The following is a 16,932-nucleotide window of genomic DNA, read 5'->3' on the forward strand; positions in this document are numbered from 1 at the left end:
GGATCAACCTATTTATTAAAATGAAGTGTAAAATAAATCCAAACCAGATTTGAAGACTAAATCAACCGCACCTACTAAAAGGGCGAAGATTAAAGAAGCCACCAAAACTAACACAGAACTCGACTGTAAGTCAGAGAATGCGGGCCAAGTAACGTTTTCTGTTACTTCAGTCCATGATTCTTTGATCAATGATGTTGATTTGCTCATAATTTAACCGATATCGGTATTTAATTTACTTAGCACGGGCACAAGGATTCGAACCCTGACCAAAGGTTTTGGAGACCTGCATACTACCATTATACTATGCCCGTAGAAAGGATTGCAAATTTAGCCAAATTTTGACAATTTACAAATCCCCTTCACATTATTGTTTAATTACCACTGAGAATAGCTCGTGGGTTCTAGAAATTTACGCACGGTTCTAGAGTGACTGTTCGCATATTTAGCGTCAGAAGAGATGCGTTTCCAGTCTGGATTAGCTTGGAATTTAGCCCAATTCGCATCGCGCTCTGCCATGTTTTCGAAGGAAACCATGTAGCTTAAGCACGGTGTATTTTCTCCAGCAAGCACCTCGCCAAAGAATACGTTGTGCAAGCCTACCGTATCAAAGATCTTCAATTCTTCGTCATTGAACATCCCTATTTTGCGTTTCAAAGCATCCTCATTGTAAGCCTCGTAGGTTCTCCACTCGTAGATACGACCCGGATTAGTGATGGGTAATTTTAGGCTAGGGTGTCCGGCAAAGCCTTTGGCAAGATACGTCGAGATCTTTTCAAACATCGGTTTGTCTAATCCTACGTTCTCAAAATAGGGCTTAGCAGCCTCTTGATAGACGGCATTTTTCTCCAAAGCGTCTTTGTATCCCGCATAAGAAGCTAAAGAAGGGAAGGGGATGGCCACCACGACGATGCCAGGCTCCGGTTTTCCGTAATCCTTGAATACGCCTACCTTAGAAACGCCATAAGCATTAAGGGCTGGAATGAAGGCTTTAGAAAGATAGGACTCTAATAGAGCCGTATTTCCCTTGAACTTCATCTGATACGTTCTGATCTCATAATATTCCTGTGCAGACACCGCAAAGCTGCACAAGAGAAGCAATAAAAGTACTTTTTTCATAGGTTTATTTGTTTAGGTGAGCAAGGTACAAAAAAAAAGAGCGGTCACTGACCGCTCTTTTCCGTATAGGCTAATAAAAATTAGTCTAAGATTTCAGTTACCTGACCTGCACCTACAGTACGGCCACCTTCACGAATCGCGAAACGTAAACCTTTGTCCATAGCTACTGCGTTCAATAACGTAACATCAATTGTTAAGTTATCACCAGGCATACACATTTCAACTCCTGCAGGTAAAGTAATTTCACCTGTTACGTCTGTCGTACGGAAGTAGAATTGTGGACGGTATTTGTTAAAGAATGGAGTGTGACGTCCACCTTCTTCTTTAGACAAGATATAAACCTCTGCTTTGAATTTAGTGTGAGGCTTCACTGAACCTGGCTTACAGATTACCATACCACGACGGATATCAGTTTTCTCAATACCACGTAACAATAAACCTACGTTATCACCAGCTTCACCACGATCTAAGATCTTACGGAACATCTCAACACCAGTTACTACTGATTTCAAGTTTTCAGCTCCCATACCTAAGATATCAACTGCTTCACCTGAGTTAATAACACCAGTCTCGATTTTACCTGTTGCTACAGTACCACGACCTGTGATCGAGAATACGTCTTCAACTGGCATCAAGAATGCCTTATCAACATCACGCTTAGGAAGTGGAATCCAAGAATCTACTGCTTCCATTAACGCATCGATAGTAGCTACCCATTTAGCATCTCCGTTCAATCCACCTAAAGCAGATCCTTGGATTACAGGAATGTTATCGCCATCGAATTCGTAGAAAGAAAGAAGCTCACGGATCTCCATTTCAACTAATTCTAATAATTCTGGATCGTCTACCATGTCCACTTTGTTCATGAAAACAACCAATTGAGGTACACCTACTTGGCGAGCCAAAAGGATGTGCTCACGCGTTTGTGGCATTGGACCATCTGTAGCAGCAACTACTAAGATAGCACCATCCATTTGTGCAGCACCAGTAACCATGTTCTTCACGTAATCCGCGTGACCTGGACAGTCAACGTGTGCGTAGTGACGGTTAGCAGTAGAATATTCTACGTGCGCAGTGTTGATCGTGATACCACGTTCTTTTTCTTCTGGAGCAGAGTCAATGGAAGAGAAATCTTTTTTCTCAGCAAGACCTTTTTCAGAAAGAACTTTAGTGATAGCAGCTGTCAAGGTTGTTTTACCGTGGTCAACGTGGCCAATCGTACCAATGTTAACGTGGGGTTTACTTCGGTCAAAATTCTCTTTTGCCATGATTATTTAGTTCTTAATTTAGTTATAAAAAGTTTCAAATGTACGCTTTACTACGGCCTTGCTTAATTGTAGAGCCTTTGAGCAGGATTGAACTGCCGACCTCTTCCTTACCAAGGAAGTGCTCTACCACTGAGCTACAAAGGCATAACCTTGCGGCCTCTTGTTAACCTCTTTCGATTAACGAAAACGAAAATATCGCTAAGAGGGATTTCTCCCTTAGCAACATTTTGTATTTCTGAGCGGGAGACGGGGCTCGAACCCGCCACCTATAGCTTGGAAGGCTATCGCTCTACCAAATGAGCTACTCCCGCTTGCTGAATCCTCCTGTAAAAAGGATTCAAGGTAATAAAAAAAAATGTGGGGACAGATGGATTCGAACCACCGTAGGCATTCACCAGCAGATTTACAGTCTGCCCCATTTGGCCGCTCTGGTATATCCCCTTCATTTGTGCTTTCAGTGTAACGTTCCACTGAAATAGTTCGCAAAAGTAGCTCATTTTTTCATTTCCGCAAACACATCCGTGAAAAATTTCTAATAAATTTTTACAATAATCGGATTCCAAAGGCTAATCCGCGCATTTCTGGACCTTTACCTGGCTCAAACAGTGGACTCAAATCATAACTAAAGAATAAATCTGGGAAGTGACGCAGCGCAAATTCGGCTCTCACACCATATCGGAAGGGATTTACGTATAAATTACTCGTCTCTTTACGCAAGTTTCCACTCTCTTCTTCGATTGCTTTAGTCCAGGTATCGATGCGATACGACACATATCCACCGATAGCGATCATTTGGATAGCTGATTTTTTGTCAAAAGAGAAGTGTGGCATAATAGGCAAAGTAAGGTAAGAAACGCTCATCTTGTTCTTGCTCATAGCCACTTCTTTTCCGGTAGAGGACGTAATGGTTGTGAATTGCACGCTATTAGGCCCTTTTGTCGCGATGCGGTTATGGTCAAAACGGAAGTTATACCAATCGATTTCTAAACCATAGCCTAAACGGAAGGCTGATTTTTTGCCCTCTGAAAGTGTCACGAAACGGGAGATTTCAATGCTCGCATACCGCGATCCCATAGGATCTAACGTAAAGTTAGGAACGTAAGCAGGTGCTCCTGGGTAGGGGACGGCCACTTCTGTTTCTCCCCCTGGCAGCGCATTTAAACCTAAATAGAAGTTTAAACCTCTTCTGCTGTATAAATTTGGGCGCTTGATTTTAGTAGAATCCTTTCCCCAAATCACTTTGGTCACTTCATTCCCCTCTCGGTGGTATACCCCATCCCAAGTCACGTGCGTCTCTTCGTTACCATCTTTCACGTGTACACCATCTAATCCGACGCGTACTTCTTCTTTGCCAGAAGATGCTATGCTAACACCACCTGGTTTGGCCTTCATATTAATTTCAGATTTATATTTAACGCCGGACTTTAGAATCCCGATTTTCACCGAACTATTTCCAATTCGAACGGAAAGACTACTATCTCCATCTGAATCTGTTTTAATGGCTTGTCTAATATTTTGCCAAAGACTATCCGTCAACACGAGACCTTTTTTATCAAAGGCCATTTCTAATTCCTCTCGAAGGGTACGATTAGCCGTCTTCGCTCCCACTAAGGTTTGGTTTCTTTTGTCAATTTTTAAAATCAAGGAATCCTGTCTTTCTTTTGCAGAAAGGCTGAATACACTTACTAATAGGCAGATAATAGCGATGAACTTTTTCATATAATTATTGGATTTGTAATGTGCGTTTTAAATTTTCTTCTGTTTTTACGTAGGTATTTGCTACGGTGTGTATGCTGTTTTCAAAAGAGGCGTTACCCTCTTTTAGTTTTTGCCAGTTCACAGGTTCGCCATCCAAGGCTTGTCTGATTTCGCCCACGATTTTTCCGAACAAAGATTTTCTGCGTTTTTGCTGTGTAAAAGCAGGCTTCACTTCTTCTTCTTCAATAGGGTCAATGTCCAGGCGGACTGTGACAATCTCTGGTGATTCATCCTTCTTCTCTGTGGCTGGAACCGTGGCAACGATTTCTTCTTTGGGAGATTCTTCTACCACATTTACGGGAGATTCTTCCATCGATACTCGCTCAAAACGAGCTTTCGTAAAAGTGGATTCGGTAGCTTTGGTCGGAACTATCAATGCTTCAGAGACAGAGGTTGCGGCTTTTTCCACAGGGGCTTCTGTTTTTTCGATGACACGTGTCACCTCTGCGGCTCCCTCTTCCAGTGCAGGATTCCAATTCCAGCTCAGACCCAGCGCCAGCAATAGCATCGCTGCCGCCGCCCAATAGATGGGGAAGCGACGAGAAGGCTTCTCTTCTAGCCTCTCTGGCAACCTCTCCTCTAGGCGCGACCACAATCCCTCAGGGATGTCCTCGGATTTGTTTGAGAGTTGCTCTCTCCATTTTTCCTCTACAGAATTCCAATTTTTCATAACTGTAAGGTGATTAGTTGATTTTGTAATAAAGCTCTTGCTCGTGATAACTGTGATTTAGAGGTCCCTTCTGAAATAGCTAAAAGCTGTGCAATTTCCGCGTGGGAGTAGCCCTCTATGGCATATAAATTAAAAATAGTCCGGTAGCCAGTGGGCAAGGAGGCGATCAATTGTTCGATTTCTTGTAGGCCCAATTGCATCAACGTTTCGTCTGGATGCGCTAAGTCAAAAGCCACATCGATGTCGACCGGATAGCGGTCTTTGTTCTTTCGAATGGACATCAGGGCCTCGTTGACCATGATTTTGCGAACCCAGCCTTCGAAACTACCTCCGCCTTGGTATTGGTCTAGTTTCGAGAATACTTTGACAAAACCCTCCATTAAGGTGTCTTCCGCTTCGGAGGTATTGGAGATGTAGCGCTTCACCACGGAGAGCATCTTTCCTGCCATTTTTTGAAACAAGGCCTGTTGCGCTTGCCGATTGTTATTTCGGCAGGCGGCGATAAGCTCGATTTCAGAAGTAAAGGAAGGTAAACGTGTACTCAAGTGTTTATTTTGTTATTCGAATGCAAAGATGGCACAAAGCGCTAAATGGTTGCGTGAGTTTGAAAAGAATTTCAAAATTCCGTTCTTTGTTGAAATTAATCGTATGCCAAACGCAGCGCCCATCGGGATTTTTGATAGTGGAATTGGAGGATTGACTCTGGCGCATGCCATCACGGAGTTGATGCCGCAGGAGAATATCATCTATTTTGGAGATACGGCGCACTTGCCTTATGGTGATAAATCGGCGACGGCGATTCAGGCCTATTCGGTGAAGATTTGCAATTTGCTGTTAGAGAAGAATTGCAAGCTGATTTTGATTGCGTGTAATTCGGCTTCGGCGGCGGCTTACGATTTAGTGAAGGCCTATGTGGGTACGAAGGCCAAAGTCGTGAATGTGATTGACCCGGTAATTGCGTATTTGGACCAAAACTGGGAAAACAAAACCCTCGGTTTAATTGGAACAAAGCAAACGGTGAACTCCGGGATCTATGCAAACAAGGCGGAAGCGCTGGGAAAGCATATTCAGGTGAAATCTTTGGCAACCCCTTTACTAGCCCCCATGATCGAGGAAGGCTTCTTCTCGAATTCCATCTCAGAGCACATCATCAAAGAATACTTAGCGCAACCTACCTTACAAGGAATTGAGGGATTAATTTTAGGCTGCACGCACTATCCATTGATCAAACCTCAAATTGATGCGTATTATGAAGGGAGTATTCCCGTCATTGATACCTCGATTATTGTCGCCGAAGAAATCAAGCGAATCTTAACCGCGGAAGATATGTTGCATGAAGGGAAGGAGTCGACGCGTCAATTCTATGTGTCTGATTACACAGATTCCTTCGAAAAGTCTACCCAAATCTTCTTTGGAGAGGCCATCAAGCTCACACTTTATCCTATCTGGGATTAATTAGGACTGGCTGCTGAAAAGTTGAGAGACTTTTTGACGTAGCTGTAATTTAGCTAGGCGGGCTTGTTGTTCTTGCTTGCTTTGGCGAAACCATAAAAAAGCAATCGCCGCTACGATTAAATAGGGAGCCGCTAATAAATACAAGATTCCTGTATTCAAACCTGTCGCAATGTTAGAGCGACCATTCGAAATGGTACTCTCTACCGTCGTCCTGCACATCGCACACTGTGCAACCGCATCGATTTGCGTCAAAACAAGAATCGCTGCCAAGAGGAATATTTTCTTATACATAGTAAGGTGAGATCATTAGATATACGATAACGCCAGAAATAGATACATATAACCAAATGGGGTAAGCCCATTTTACCGTTTTTTTGTGCGCATCAATATCGCCAGTCAAGGCATGGTAAAGAGCCAATAATACAAGGCGCACCACCCCGATAGACAAAAAGATGTGAGAGGCTAACAAAAACAAATAGATTCCTTTTATGAGACCTTCTCCTCCAAATTTGGTAGACTCATTCGCTACATGGTACAAAATATATAAAACAAGGAAAACGGCTCCCTGAAGTACTGCCGCACCCATCGCTTTGCGATGTCCCCCAATATTTTTACGCTTAATTGCGATCAAGCCCACCAGTAAACTTAGGGCAGTAGTCGAATTAATTACCCCGATAAAATGAGGCAGCATTTTTGTCCAATCTCCTAAAGGTAATTTAGTGGGCAAAGATAATAGGCCTGCAACAGCTAAGGGAATAGCAATGGAAATGACATTAATGATTAAATTATTCTGTGGTGATTTGGTCAATTTCAACATAATTTATTCGTTTGAATAGATGCTTTTCAATACTTTAATCTCAACTAACAGTCGATCCACCTCTTTTTTATCCGTTCCGTCATAAAACCCACGGATAATTCCCTCTTTGTCTACTAGTACTAACCGTTCCGAGTGGATAAATGTTTCATCTGGATTCTTGATAGCTGCGTCATATTCGGAAGCATCCGCTAAAGGAACGTGGAATCCTTGTAGGACCAAAGGATAGATAACCTTCTTTTCCCCTGTCAAAAAATGCCATTGTCCCTTGTTCGCGTCAAAGCGTTTTGCATAGGCAGCTAGCTTTTCAGGTTGATCGAATTTAGGGTCTACCGAAATGGATAGCAATTTTACTTCAGGATCTTCGTGAAAAGTATCTTGTACGCGGCTTACTTGCGAAGATATTTTAGGACAAATGGTTCCGCAACGCGTAAAGAAGAAACTGGTGACGTAGATTTTGCCTTTTAAGTTGTTCGAATCAAAGGGCTTACCCGTCTCGTCAAGGAGAGTGAATGAGGGAATCGTTTGGAAAACCGTATCCATCTCTGCTTCATTCCAGCGAGGATTCAGGCGCTTGGCCATTTTGATTTCTCCCGTTGTGGAATCGATGGCTGGGACATAGCGTGGAAGACTAAAATGGTTTGTGCCAAAAGTCTTAAGCCCTAAATAAACAAAGACAGGCACTATTAATACGAGAAATAATATGCCTGTCTTTTTATTCATTATCCAAGAAGGAAATTAAAATCAATATAAGTGACCACCTTCGTAGATCAAGGCTACTAAAAGCCATACTACGAAAAGTGTAGGGATTAATACTGCCCAAATCAAGGATTTTACTTCATGCTTTAAGTGCATGAATTCTCCTACGATATAAAAGGCTTTAACGATTGTCATTCCACAGAAGATTGCCACACGTAAGGTGTTAGCAGGCATTGTGAAAGCAATAACGAATTCAATCGCTGTTAAAATCAATAAAATCCAAAATGTTTTCCAAATCGCGCCTGTATTAGGAGCTGGAATTTCTTTTTCTGAGGTTCCGTGTGCTACGTGCGAAGCCATATATAATTCGGTTATAAGATTAAACTAAATAGAAGAAGGTAAATACGAATACCCAAACTAGATCGACAAAGTGCCAATATAAACCTACTTTTTCTACCATTTCGTAATGTCCTCTACGCTCATACACACCCGTAGCTGCGTTAAAGAAAATCAAGACATTCAAAATTACTCCAGAGAATACGTGTGTTCCGTGGAAACCTGTAATGAAGAAAAATAAGTCTGCAAATGCAGGAGGGCCGTATGGGTTACGAACGAGGTTCGCCCCTTCAATCGGAGTGCTAACGCCATCTACGATTTGCTTAGCTGCTAATGTTAAATCTTCTGGACCGTGTATAAAGTGTGACCACTCCCACGCTTGAGATCCCAAGAAAGTAAAACCACCAATAATAGTCCAAAGCATCCACTTTTCTACATCCTTGCGGTCACCACGGTGTCCTGCTTCTACCGCTAATACCATCGTTACAGAGGAAGCAATTAAGATGAATGTCATAATACCAACGAATACTAAAGGCAATGACATCCCGTGTAAGAACGGAACCGCTTCAAAAACTTTTTCTGGAATAGGCCAGTGAGTCGTCGAGAAATAGAAATCGGTTGGAGCGCCTTCCCATGCTGGTTGGCTAAAACGAATCATTCCGTACGTGATCAAAAGGGCAGAGAATGTGAAGGTATCCGATAAAAGGAAAAACCACATCATCAATTTTCCATAACTAGCTTTAAGGGGCTCAGAACCGCCTTGCCATGTTAAATTTTCTGGAACCGCTGGGGCAGCGTGTGCTACTGACATAGGTATAAGCTTAATTGTTAATCAATAAAAATACAAATAAATAAAGCCACAATGCATCTAAAAAATGCCAATACGTGGCACAAATCTTAATTTGGGTCAATTGCTTCGCGTTTATCTTCAATCTAAAGGCAGCCACTAAGGCGAAAATTAGAACGATTAGGCCTGAAACAAGGTGTAAACCGTGTAAACCAGATAAAACGTAGACAAAAGAACCGGATGGATTACCTACAAAAAATACGTTCATCTCCACTAATTGGATCCAACCATAAAATTGCATTACTAAAAAGAGTAATCCGAGCACAAAAGTAATAGAAATACTTATTCGAAGTGCATTAAATTGGTCTTTTTTTGCAGCTAATAGCGAGTAATGCATGGAAAGGCTACTCAAGATTAATACGCCTGTGCTGTAGGTGAACAAACTGGGCATTTGGAATTCAACCCAGTTACCTTCGGCCTTGCGCACTAAGTAAGCAGACGTGAAAGCTGCAAAGAGCATGATGATGGAAACGATAAATAACCACATCGTGAAAACTTTAGGATTAATCGAGCGTGTTTCAGCTGGTTCGATGGTATTTTGTTGTGCGTTCATGATTTAAACTTTATCAAATAATAAGGCAATTTGTATGATGATTAAATAGAAAAACGAGCCAAACATCATCCACTTAGCAGCCTTGTCTGTGGGGCGCATCATGAGGTAAAAGGTTTGGCATAAAAACAGAATCCCCGCTACCACCGTGATGATCGCAGATTGAATTCCAGTAATGTGCAATAAATAGGGCACAAATCCCAAGGGCACTAAAAAGAGCGTATAAATCATGATGGTGAAAGCCGTTTTAATGTCCTTCTTACCATCATTAGGTAACATCTTGAACCCAGCTTTGCGGTAATCCGCATCCGCCACCCAGGCAATCGCCCAGAAGTGTGGAAACTGCCAGAAAAATTGAATCGCAAACAAGATACCCGGTTCCCATCCGAAATGTCCCGTCGCAGCTACCCATCCGATCATGGGAGGAAAAGCCCCCGGGAAAGCTCCTACAAATACGGAGATAGGTCCCACACGCTTTAGCGGCGTATACACATAGCCATAAAGGATATAGGAGATAAGGCCGATCAAGGCCGCTTTCCAGGTGAAATAGCTCAATAGGGCTAAAGCGACTACGGCAAGAACATAACCGAAATTACGGGCTTGCTCCGGCGTTAAAGTCTCCGTAGGTAAAGGTCGTTTCGCGGTACGCTTCATCAACTTATCGAGTTCAATCTCTTTTAATTGATTCACGATGTTTGCCGCTCCTGTCAGGACGAATCCAGCTAGAGAAATCAAGAAAATTCCCAGTGGTTTATGTTCAATAGGCGCTAATAAATACCCGAACGTCCCGGAAAAGGCTACCGTCATAGATAGTCTCGATTTTAAAAGGGCGATATAAGGTTTTATAGACGACATTTAGGCGTTTTTAGTTTGTATCCAGGAGCTGATGTGCCAGCCAATTAATACCAATGAAATCAATAGATGTACTGCTTGGCTACCTAAAGGTAATGCGAAGTAGGCCATCAAAATTCCGGTTCCTAGGGAAATACCGATTAAGACTAAAACGCCTTTTCTATAATTTTGTAGCGAACTTTCTGCTAATTTCTTCCAAAGGACCAGGTGGCAAATCAAGATCACCCAAGAGAACGTTCTGTGAATGATGTAGCCGAAATCTAGGTTAGCGACCCATTGGTCTTTAGCCCCTTCTCCCAACGCTTTTATCACGTGATCCATGTTCTCCCGCACTTGTGTGCCTAAGATGATTTGGACTAAAACAACAAGCAAACTTAGCCCAACCCATAGGCGATTCTTCAGAGGTATAACTTCTGATGAAGAATGATTGTTTAAAGCTTTGATTAAAAAATAGATGACTCCGATGGATAATAACATGTGGGCGGTAACAACGCCCGGTAGTAGAAACGAGTCCACCACATATTTGCCTAATACGGCGTTCGCTAAGATTAATACTAAACTTGCCAAAGTAGGCAAGAACACTTTTCTTCCTTCTTTATAGGCTAAGGCAGTCGTAATTAGAACGATGATTCCGGTCAAAGCACCCAGCAAACGATTGATGTATTCAATCCATGTCTTTGTGGCATTAAACTCCACCTCGCCATGTAGCTTATCTTGGTAAATGACTTCGTAATGTAGCGGTAATTCCTCGACTTTAGTGGGAGGGATGAAACGTCCAAAACATTTCGGCCAATCCGGGCACCCCATTCCTGATCCTGTGCTGCGTACGATTCCGCCGGCAAGGATGAGCAAATAAATGCTCAGGAGTGATAGGATTGCGAATTTTCTAAAGGCCATTTTTGGGGTAAAAAAAAGATGCATCTAAATGAGATTCATTCGGATGCATCTTTGATTGTCTAGGTTAATTAACGGTTATAACTCTCGTTTTGCGCGCCTAATAAACCATCGATATCTTTTTCTTTTGCAATTTCAGCGTCTTCTTCTGGAAGGTTAGAGCTTTTCGTTGCAGAGAAAGGTACGTTTTGTGGAATGAAGTCTACATCAGAACCTGGCTTAGAGTAATCATATGGCCAACGGTATACTGCTGGAATTTCTCCTTCCCAGTTCCCGTGACCCGGATTCACTGGAGTAGTCCACTCTAAAGTAGTCGAGTTCCAAGGATTTTGTGGAGCTTTCTTTCCTTTAAAGATCGAATAGAAGAAGTTCCAAGCAAAGATCGCTTGTGCCGTAAAGGTGATGATGGCTGCAATCGAGATGAATGCGTTCATATCTGTAAAGGCAGCTGCTCCATCATTTCCTACCGCTGTAAATGAGTAGTAACGACGAGGGAAACCTGCGATACCGATATAGTGCATTGGGAAGAATACCATGTACACACCCACGAATGTAAACCAGAAGTGAATATAACCTAACGTTTTGTTCATCATGCGACCGAACATCTTAGGGAACCAGTGGTAAACACCTGCCATCAAACCGAAGAAAGATGCTGCACCCATTACAAGGTGGAAGTGAGCCACTACGAAGTAGGTATCGTGTAAGTTAATATCTAATGCAGAGTTACCTAAAATGATACCAGTCACACCACCCGAGATGAATAAGGATACAAGGCCGATAGAGAACAACATCGCTGGAGTAAAGATCAAGTTACCTTTCCAAAGTGTCGTAATGTAGTTGAACGCTTTCACTGCAGATGGTACCGCAATGATCAAGGTTAAGAACATAAACACCGAACCTAAGAATGGATTCATACCCGTTACGAACATGTGGTGAGCCCATACAATGAACGCAAGAACCGTAATACCCATCATAGAACCGATCATCGCGCGGTATCCGAAGATAGGCTTACGAGAGTTCGTTGCAATGATCTCAGAAGTCATACCTAAAGCAGGTAATAATACGATGTATACCTCAGGGTGACCTAGGAACCAGAACAAGTGTTGGTACAAGATAGGTGAACCTCCCATGTTAGGTAAAGCTTGTCCCTGAATGTAGATCTCTGATAAGTAGAACGATGTTCCGAATGAACGGTCAAAGATTAATAATAAAGCCGCAGATAATAATACTGGGAATGATAATAAACCTAAGATCGCTGTAAAGAAGAATGACCAAATAGTCAATGGCATCTTTGTAAACGTCATACCACGTGTACGTAAGTTAATGACCGTACAGATGTAGTTAATACCTCCCATTAAAGAAGATACAATAAAGAAAGTCATGGCCGTTAACCACAAAGTCATACCTAAACCAGAACCTGGCATAGCCTGTGGTAAAGCAGATAATGGAGGATAAATTACCCAACCACCTGATGCAGGACCCGTCTCGATAAATAATGACGAGAACATAATGGCAGACGATAAGAAGAAGAACCAGTAGGATAACATATTAATGAATCCTGAGGCCATGTCTCTCGCTCCAATTTGCAATGGAATTAAGAAGTTAGAGAACGTTCCAGAAAGACCCGCTGTCAATACAAAGAATACCATGATGGTACCGTGCATGGTAACGAGGGCTAAATAAAACTCTTTATCTAATTTACCACCTTCATCGATCCACTCTCCTAAGATAGGGCGTAACCAATCTAATTGCATTTCAGGGAAACCTAATTGCAAACGGAAGATGATTGATAAGGATCCACCAATGAACGCCCAGATAATACCTGAGATCAAGTATTGCTTAGCGATCGTTTTGTGGTCCGTAGAGAATACGTACTTTGTCCAAAAATTTAGCTCATGGTGCTCATGCTCATGATCGTGTGCATGGGTGTGAACTTCTTCAGCGTGTGATGTTGCAGTTGACATATGAATTTATTTTCTTCTGTTCTTAATTAAATTAGTTTACACTTACCGCTTCTGCCGCAGGTGCCGCAGCACTATCGACCGCTACTGGCTCAGCAGGAATATACTTGCTAGCCTTTGCTTTTAAGTTGTCTGGTACTTTCGCTAAGTACGTAGGGTTCGTAGCTAAGAAAGGCTTTTGTTCTGCACACCATTTGGCATAATCCTCTGGTTCGTCTACAAAAACAGTAATCGCCATACCAAAGTGACCACGGCCACAAATTTCTGTACAGTTTAACTTATAGTTGAAATCTTTCTTGCCTAATTTAGCGCGCATTTCGTCAGTTGACATATTTGGCGTGAACCAGAACTTAGTAGGCATACCTGGAACCGCATCCATCTTCACACGGTGGAAAGGTAAGTATACCGAGTGTAAAACGTCTTGTGCGTGAATCTTTAACAACACAGGCTTTCCTTTAGGAAGGTGAAGTTCTGTAGCTGTAAAGTCGTCAAAAGAGTGCTTATCTGTAAAATCGATACCGATATTGTTCGTTTCGTCGATCAATTTATAGTTGTAATTACCTAATTGGTTATCATCTACACCAGCATAACGCACATACCATCCGAATTGGTGACCTGTGATCTCAATTACTACCGCATCGCTTGGCGCTTGAGAGGTGATATCTCTCCAAGTTCTCCAACCCGTGAATACTAAGATTGCCATGACGATCGCAGGAATAACCGTCCAAATTAATTCTAATTTGTGGTTGACTGGATAGAATGTAGCCTTTCTGTCCTTATTGTAGCGGTATTTGAATGCGAAGAATAACAACAACGTGTTTGTTGCAAAGAAAGCAAACGTAACTACAGCCATAGATATCCAGAACATACTATCTGTTCTTAAACCGTGTTCAGATGCTGCAATAGGTAAGAAATCTGGTTTTGCAACCATAAATGACCAAACTCCCGCAATGGTACCCAACGCCCAGAAAATTATCATTCCGTAGGCATTTGCATTGTTGCTTGAATCTAAAGCTTCTCCTGTATTCTCGTTTGCAGCTAAAGACTTATTCAACTTAATACTTTTGCTGATGACGTTAATCGCAAGAGCAAAGAAGATAACTGATAAAAGACCTATTAGGTAAAACATAATCGTTATTTTAAGACAAGTTCAAAAATTAAATATCGTGGTGTAATGCTTCTGGCAAGAACGGGTGGTTTTTCGCCACTAAACTAGCTTTTGTTAATTCTCCAGAGATAACATAAATAAACGCTGAAGCAAAAACAGTAACCATTCCAAATTCTACTAAACCGTAACCGCCATGTTTACCTACAACACCTGGCATAATCATTTGGTAGAAATCTATATAGTGACCAGCGATAATTAAGAAAGCAGCGATCTTCAAGAAGATACGTGTTCTCTTTGCATCACGTGTCATTAGAACTAAGAAGGGTAGCAAGAAGTTTAGGATTACCATTAAAATTTCTGAGCTTTTATAAAGTTTATCATATCCTTCCCAACGCTCTAAGAAATAAATGGTTTCTTCCGGTAAGTTAGCATAGTAAATCAATAAGAATTGCTCAAACCATACATAGGTCCAGAAGATTGAGAAAGCAAACATGAACTTACCTAAATCATGTAAATGGTTTTCATTTACATAGCCCATTAGGCCTTTATCCTTTAAGAATAAAATCGTCAAAACGATCACCGCATAGGTTGTCACGTGCCAGGAGGAGAACATATACCAACCGAACATCGTTGAGAACCAGTGGGTATCAATTGACATTACCCAGTCCCAAGCGAAGATCGAGCTAGACGCGCCGAAGATCACGATGAACGCTGTACCGATTTTAACTAATTGGGTGAAGTATTCAGTTCCGCCATTCAAATCCTCTTCTAATGATTTTTTGCGTAACATGTTCCAAAGAAGGATCCACAATCCGCCAAATACAACTAAACGAATTAAGAAGAAGTTTTTGTTCAAGTAACCAGACTTGCCAGCAATGATTTTGTCATAATTAGCACTTCCTACTTCTGTTACACCATGGTGCATCCAGTGGAAAATAACATCTCCTTTGAAGAAGAAAGTTAAGATCAAGATAGGTAAGGAGATATATAAGAACTTAGGGAAAGCCTCAGGTACACGCTTCATCACTGATGACCAACCTGACTTAGTTAAGTATTGTAAAGAAACGAAGAACATTCCTACTACAGCAATACCTGTAAAGAATACAGCATTCAACCAAACGTTCGCCCAAACGCGATTCATCCAATTGTAGTGCTCTTCCGCTTCTGGTTGGTGTGAAACTGCGCCACCTGAAAGGTGCTCTGCCGCTGCTTCGTGTCCTGCTTTCGCTGCCTCATGTCCTGCTGCTGCTACTTCGTGACCACCTGCTTCTCCTTTAGATAAAAGGTAAATTCCAATAACTAAAGCAACAACGCCTGCAATGAAAGCATATATGATTCGCTTTTTTCCTTCAGAATTGAACTCAAAATGCTCCTCTACGTTTGCTGGGGAAAAATGTGAATGTCCCGCCATCTTGTTCTCTATTTTAATTTAAATGAATTTGATCTTATTGTTTTTGTAACTCATGTACATAAAGTACGATTTTCCAACGATTCTCTGAGGAAATCTGTGAGCCATGTGGCCACATACGGCCTTTACCGTGCGTAATAACGTGGTAAATATGTCCATCGTTTACGTCTTTCAAGGCATCGCTTGAGTAAACAGGAACACCTTTGTATTGTTTGGCTACTAAACCGTCGCCTTTTCCTCCTTCACCATGGCAGTGTTGGCAGAAACGCTCATATTGTAATTTACCTGCTTCGATATTCTCTGGAGTGGCAGCTAATGGGTTTTTTAACAAGGCCGCAGAGTAGGATAAACTGTCGTTAGGGACTGTTTTTGCCAATAATTCTTGCGCTAAGAACGCTTGTTGAATGCTATCAGCACCTGTATATTTTTTACGAGAAACCGTGCCTGCTACCGGTAAACGCATATTCATCCCGTAAGGGTTGATTTTATTCGTATCACCTTGCAGTTGGGTCATTGGTTCGTAACCTACTGAATTGTACATATTAGGCGCAAACTCTGTACCTGTATCATTATGGTCATCTCCACAAGATAATAGCCCTGCTGTTAGGCCGACTACTAAAGTGAATTTATGAATTGAATTGAACATATCTTCTTGAGAATTATTCGTTTAATTATTTAACATTTACTTCGATTGCTCCAGACTCTTTCAAGGCTTTCTTGATATCATCAGCACTAACTTTGTTTTTATCCAAATTGATAGCCATAACGAATTTATCATCTGTCGTACGGATATCTAATGGAAGAGTCTTGTTACCTGGCCATAAATCATTCGAGATACAGAAAGTGGATACAAGGCCAAAAGCCGTGAATAACACCGTTCCTTCAAAGGCGATCGGAATCCAGTTAGGCAGTGCAAAGAAATCCTTACCACCAATGATCATAGGCCAATCGAATACCATCGTGTAGCTAATCAATGAAAAGGCACAGATCATTCCTAAAGTACCGAACATAAAGGCAGCGATAGGTAAACGTGTACGCTCATGTCCTACGGCTACGTCTAATCCGTGAATTGGAAATGGAGAATATACATCTTCTACTTTGATTCCTTTCGCTTTTACTTCGCCTACAGCGTGTAAAACCTCATCCTCATCATCGTATACTCCCAAAATGTAGTTAGTTGTCGAACTCATATTGTT

Annotated in this window: 20 protein-coding genes and 4 tRNA genes; 1 reads left to right on the forward strand and 23 read right to left on the reverse strand. The window is 41.8% G+C overall.

Going from position 1 to position 16,932, the window contains the following annotated elements; all coding sequences use genetic code 11:
• Window positions 1-15: 15 nt before the first annotated feature.
• The 10 genes from secE to EWU21_RS00120 form a co-directional block, all read right to left on the reverse strand.
• Window positions 16-207 (reverse strand): preprotein translocase subunit SecE, encoded by a 192-nt coding sequence (gene secE, locus EWU21_RS00075; RefSeq protein WP_130894756.1) that lies wholly within the window; start codon window positions 205-207, stop codon window positions 16-18.
• Window positions 208-240: 33 nt separating this feature from the next.
• A tRNA-Trp gene (locus EWU21_RS00080) sits at window positions 241-311 on the reverse strand.
• A gap of 64 nt (window positions 312-375) precedes the next feature.
• A complete protein-coding gene (locus tag EWU21_RS00085) occupies window positions 376-1,116 on the reverse strand; it encodes an NIPSNAP family protein (protein WP_130894757.1) in 741 nt (246 codons plus the stop codon).
• An 80-nt stretch (window positions 1,117-1,196) separates the two neighbouring features.
• Window positions 1,197-2,384: an elongation factor Tu gene (gene tuf, locus EWU21_RS00090; RefSeq protein WP_130894758.1), complete on the reverse strand. Its 1,188-nt coding sequence runs from the start codon at window positions 2,382-2,384 to the stop codon at window positions 1,197-1,199.
• A 72-nt stretch (window positions 2,385-2,456) separates the two neighbouring features.
• Window positions 2,457-2,528: transfer RNA gene (locus EWU21_RS00095), tRNA-Thr, on the reverse strand.
• A 94-nt stretch (window positions 2,529-2,622) separates the two neighbouring features.
• A tRNA-Gly gene (locus tag EWU21_RS00100) sits at window positions 2,623-2,695 on the reverse strand.
• A 47-nt stretch (window positions 2,696-2,742) separates the two neighbouring features.
• Window positions 2,743-2,825, reverse strand: a tRNA-Tyr gene (locus EWU21_RS00105).
• A 102-nt stretch (window positions 2,826-2,927) separates the two neighbouring features.
• On the reverse strand, window positions 2,928-4,103 hold the full coding sequence (locus EWU21_RS00110) for an outer membrane beta-barrel protein (RefSeq protein WP_130894759.1): 1,176 nt from the start codon (window positions 4,101-4,103) through the stop codon (window positions 2,928-2,930).
• A gap of 4 nt (window positions 4,104-4,107) precedes the next feature.
• Window positions 4,108-4,812 (reverse strand): hypothetical protein, encoded by a 705-nt coding sequence (locus tag EWU21_RS00115; RefSeq protein ID WP_130894760.1) that lies wholly within the window; start codon window positions 4,810-4,812, stop codon window positions 4,108-4,110.
• Window positions 4,809-5,357, reverse strand: coding sequence for an RNA polymerase sigma factor (locus EWU21_RS00120; RefSeq protein WP_130894761.1), 549 nt, complete (start codon window positions 5,355-5,357; stop codon window positions 4,809-4,811). The genes EWU21_RS00115 and EWU21_RS00120 overlap by 4 nt, the downstream gene beginning before the upstream one ends.
• Window positions 5,358-5,460: 103 nt before the next feature.
• Between EWU21_RS00120 and murI the strand changes: the two genes are divergently transcribed.
• Entirely contained in the window at window positions 5,461-6,267 is an 807-nt protein-coding gene (murI, locus tag EWU21_RS00125; protein ID WP_130895304.1) for a glutamate racemase, read from the forward strand.
• On the opposite strand, the gene EWU21_RS00130 is transcribed toward murI, so the two are convergent.
• From EWU21_RS00130 to EWU21_RS00190, 13 genes are all read right to left on the reverse strand, one after another.
• Window positions 6,268-6,558, reverse strand: a complete 291-nt coding sequence (locus EWU21_RS00130) for a hypothetical protein (protein ID WP_130894762.1) — start codon at window positions 6,556-6,558, stop codon at window positions 6,268-6,270. It abuts the gene before it with no gap.
• Window positions 6,551-7,084 carry a DUF420 domain-containing protein gene (locus EWU21_RS00135; RefSeq protein WP_130894763.1) on the reverse strand — a complete coding sequence of 178 codons (534 nt, stop codon included), beginning with the start codon at window positions 7,082-7,084 and terminating at the stop codon, window positions 6,551-6,553. Before EWU21_RS00135 ends, EWU21_RS00130 begins: the two co-directional genes overlap by 8 nt.
• A 3-nt stretch (window positions 7,085-7,087) precedes the next feature.
• Window positions 7,088-7,804 carry an SCO family protein gene (locus EWU21_RS00140; RefSeq protein ID WP_130894764.1) on the reverse strand — a complete coding sequence of 239 codons (717 nt, stop codon included), beginning with the start codon at window positions 7,802-7,804 and terminating at the stop codon, window positions 7,088-7,090.
• A 21-nt stretch (window positions 7,805-7,825) separates the two neighbouring features.
• On the reverse strand, window positions 7,826-8,140 hold the full coding sequence (locus EWU21_RS00145; protein WP_130894765.1) for a cytochrome C oxidase subunit IV family protein: 315 nt from the start codon (window positions 8,138-8,140) through the stop codon (window positions 7,826-7,828).
• A 19-nt stretch (window positions 8,141-8,159) separates the two neighbouring features.
• A complete protein-coding gene (locus EWU21_RS00150) occupies window positions 8,160-8,927 on the reverse strand; it encodes a cytochrome c oxidase subunit 3 (RefSeq protein ID WP_130894766.1) in 768 nt (255 codons plus the stop codon).
• 10 nt (window positions 8,928-8,937) lie between these two features.
• A complete protein-coding gene (locus tag EWU21_RS00155) occupies window positions 8,938-9,516 on the reverse strand; it encodes a cytochrome c oxidase subunit 3 (protein WP_130894767.1) in 579 nt (192 codons plus the stop codon).
• A 3-nt stretch (window positions 9,517-9,519) separates the two neighbouring features.
• A complete protein-coding gene (gene cyoE, locus EWU21_RS00160) occupies window positions 9,520-10,368 on the reverse strand; it encodes a heme o synthase (protein WP_130894768.1) in 849 nt (282 codons plus the stop codon).
• Window positions 10,369-11,262, reverse strand: coding sequence for a COX15/CtaA family protein (locus tag EWU21_RS00165; RefSeq protein ID WP_161566452.1), 894 nt, complete (start codon window positions 11,260-11,262; stop codon window positions 10,369-10,371).
• Window positions 11,263-11,330: 68 nt separating this feature from the next.
• On the reverse strand, window positions 11,331-13,223 hold the full coding sequence (locus EWU21_RS00170; protein WP_130894770.1) for a cytochrome c oxidase subunit I: 1,893 nt from the start codon (window positions 13,221-13,223) through the stop codon (window positions 11,331-11,333).
• A gap of 31 nt (window positions 13,224-13,254) precedes the next feature.
• Window positions 13,255-14,349 (reverse strand): cytochrome c oxidase subunit II, encoded by a 1,095-nt coding sequence (locus tag EWU21_RS00175; RefSeq protein ID WP_130894771.1) that lies wholly within the window; start codon window positions 14,347-14,349, stop codon window positions 13,255-13,257.
• A 28-nt stretch (window positions 14,350-14,377) separates the two neighbouring features.
• Window positions 14,378-15,739, reverse strand: coding sequence for a quinol:cytochrome C oxidoreductase (locus tag EWU21_RS00180; protein WP_130894772.1), 1,362 nt, complete (start codon window positions 15,737-15,739; stop codon window positions 14,378-14,380).
• A gap of 34 nt (window positions 15,740-15,773) precedes the next feature.
• On the reverse strand, window positions 15,774-16,382 hold the full coding sequence (locus EWU21_RS00185) for a c-type cytochrome (RefSeq protein WP_130894773.1): 609 nt from the start codon (window positions 16,380-16,382) through the stop codon (window positions 15,774-15,776).
• Window positions 16,383-16,407: 25 nt separating this feature from the next.
• The gene (locus tag EWU21_RS00190; protein ID WP_130894774.1) at window positions 16,408-16,926 is read right to left on the reverse strand and encodes a DUF3341 domain-containing protein; all 519 of its coding nucleotides are present in this window, start codon (window positions 16,924-16,926) and stop codon (window positions 16,408-16,410) included.
• Between the last annotated feature and the right edge of the window lie 6 nt (window positions 16,927-16,932).

The sequence above is a fragment of the Aquirufa antheringensis genome, assembly GCF_004307425.1.
In the GTDB taxonomy this organism is placed as follows: domain Bacteria; phylum Bacteroidota; class Bacteroidia; order Cytophagales; family Spirosomataceae; genus Aquirufa; species Aquirufa antheringensis.

Bases quoted from the DNA above. Each gene is read 5' to 3' on its own strand.
- EWU21_RS00165 (WP_161566452.1), bottom strand. From the start codon at position 11,262: ATGGCCTTTAGAAAATTCGCAATCCTATCACTCCTGAGCATTTATTTG.
- EWU21_RS00110 (WP_130894759.1), bottom strand. From the start codon at position 4,103: ATGAAAAAGTTCATCGCTATTATCTGCCTATTAGTAAGTGTATTCAGC.
- EWU21_RS00190 (WP_130894774.1), bottom strand. From the start codon at position 16,926: ATGAGTTCGACAACTAACTACATTTTGGGAGTATACGATGATGAGGAT.
- EWU21_RS00180 (WP_130894772.1), bottom strand. From the start codon at position 15,739: ATGGCGGGACATTCACATTTTTCCCCAGCAAACGTAGAGGAGCATTTT.
- murI (WP_130895304.1), top strand. From the start codon at position 5,461: ATGCCAAACGCAGCGCCCATCGGGATTTTTGATAGTGGAATTGGAGGA.
- EWU21_RS00135 (WP_130894763.1), bottom strand. From the start codon at position 7,084: ATGTTGAAATTGACCAAATCACCACAGAATAATTTAATCATTAATGTC.
- cyoE (WP_130894768.1), bottom strand. From the start codon at position 10,368: ATGTCGTCTATAAAACCTTATATCGCCCTTTTAAAATCGAGACTATCT.
- EWU21_RS00130 (WP_130894762.1), bottom strand. From the start codon at position 6,558: ATGTATAAGAAAATATTCCTCTTGGCAGCGATTCTTGTTTTGACGCAA.
- EWU21_RS00155 (WP_130894767.1), bottom strand. From the start codon at position 9,516: ATGAACGCACAACAAAATACCATCGAACCAGCTGAAACACGCTCGATT.
- EWU21_RS00185 (WP_130894773.1), bottom strand. From the start codon at position 16,382: ATGTTCAATTCAATTCATAAATTCACTTTAGTAGTCGGCCTAACAGCA.
- EWU21_RS00150 (WP_130894766.1), bottom strand. From the start codon at position 8,927: ATGTCAGTAGCACACGCTGCCCCAGCGGTTCCAGAAAATTTAACATGG.
- EWU21_RS00115 (WP_130894760.1), bottom strand. From the start codon at position 4,812: ATGAAAAATTGGAATTCTGTAGAGGAAAAATGGAGAGAGCAACTCTCA.
- EWU21_RS00085 (WP_130894757.1), bottom strand. From the start codon at position 1,116: ATGAAAAAAGTACTTTTATTGCTTCTCTTGTGCAGCTTTGCGGTGTCT.
- secE (WP_130894756.1), bottom strand. From the start codon at position 207: ATGAGCAAATCAACATCATTGATCAAAGAATCATGGACTGAAGTAACA.
- EWU21_RS00170 (WP_130894770.1), bottom strand. From the start codon at position 13,223: ATGTCAACTGCAACATCACACGCTGAAGAAGTTCACACCCATGCACAC.
- EWU21_RS00140 (WP_130894764.1), bottom strand. From the start codon at position 7,804: ATGAATAAAAAGACAGGCATATTATTTCTCGTATTAATAGTGCCTGTC.
- tuf (WP_130894758.1), bottom strand. From the start codon at position 2,384: ATGGCAAAAGAGAATTTTGACCGAAGTAAACCCCACGTTAACATTGGT.
- EWU21_RS00145 (WP_130894765.1), bottom strand. From the start codon at position 8,140: ATGGCTTCGCACGTAGCACACGGAACCTCAGAAAAAGAAATTCCAGCT.
- EWU21_RS00175 (WP_130894771.1), bottom strand. From the start codon at position 14,349: ATGTTTTACCTAATAGGTCTTTTATCAGTTATCTTCTTTGCTCTTGCG.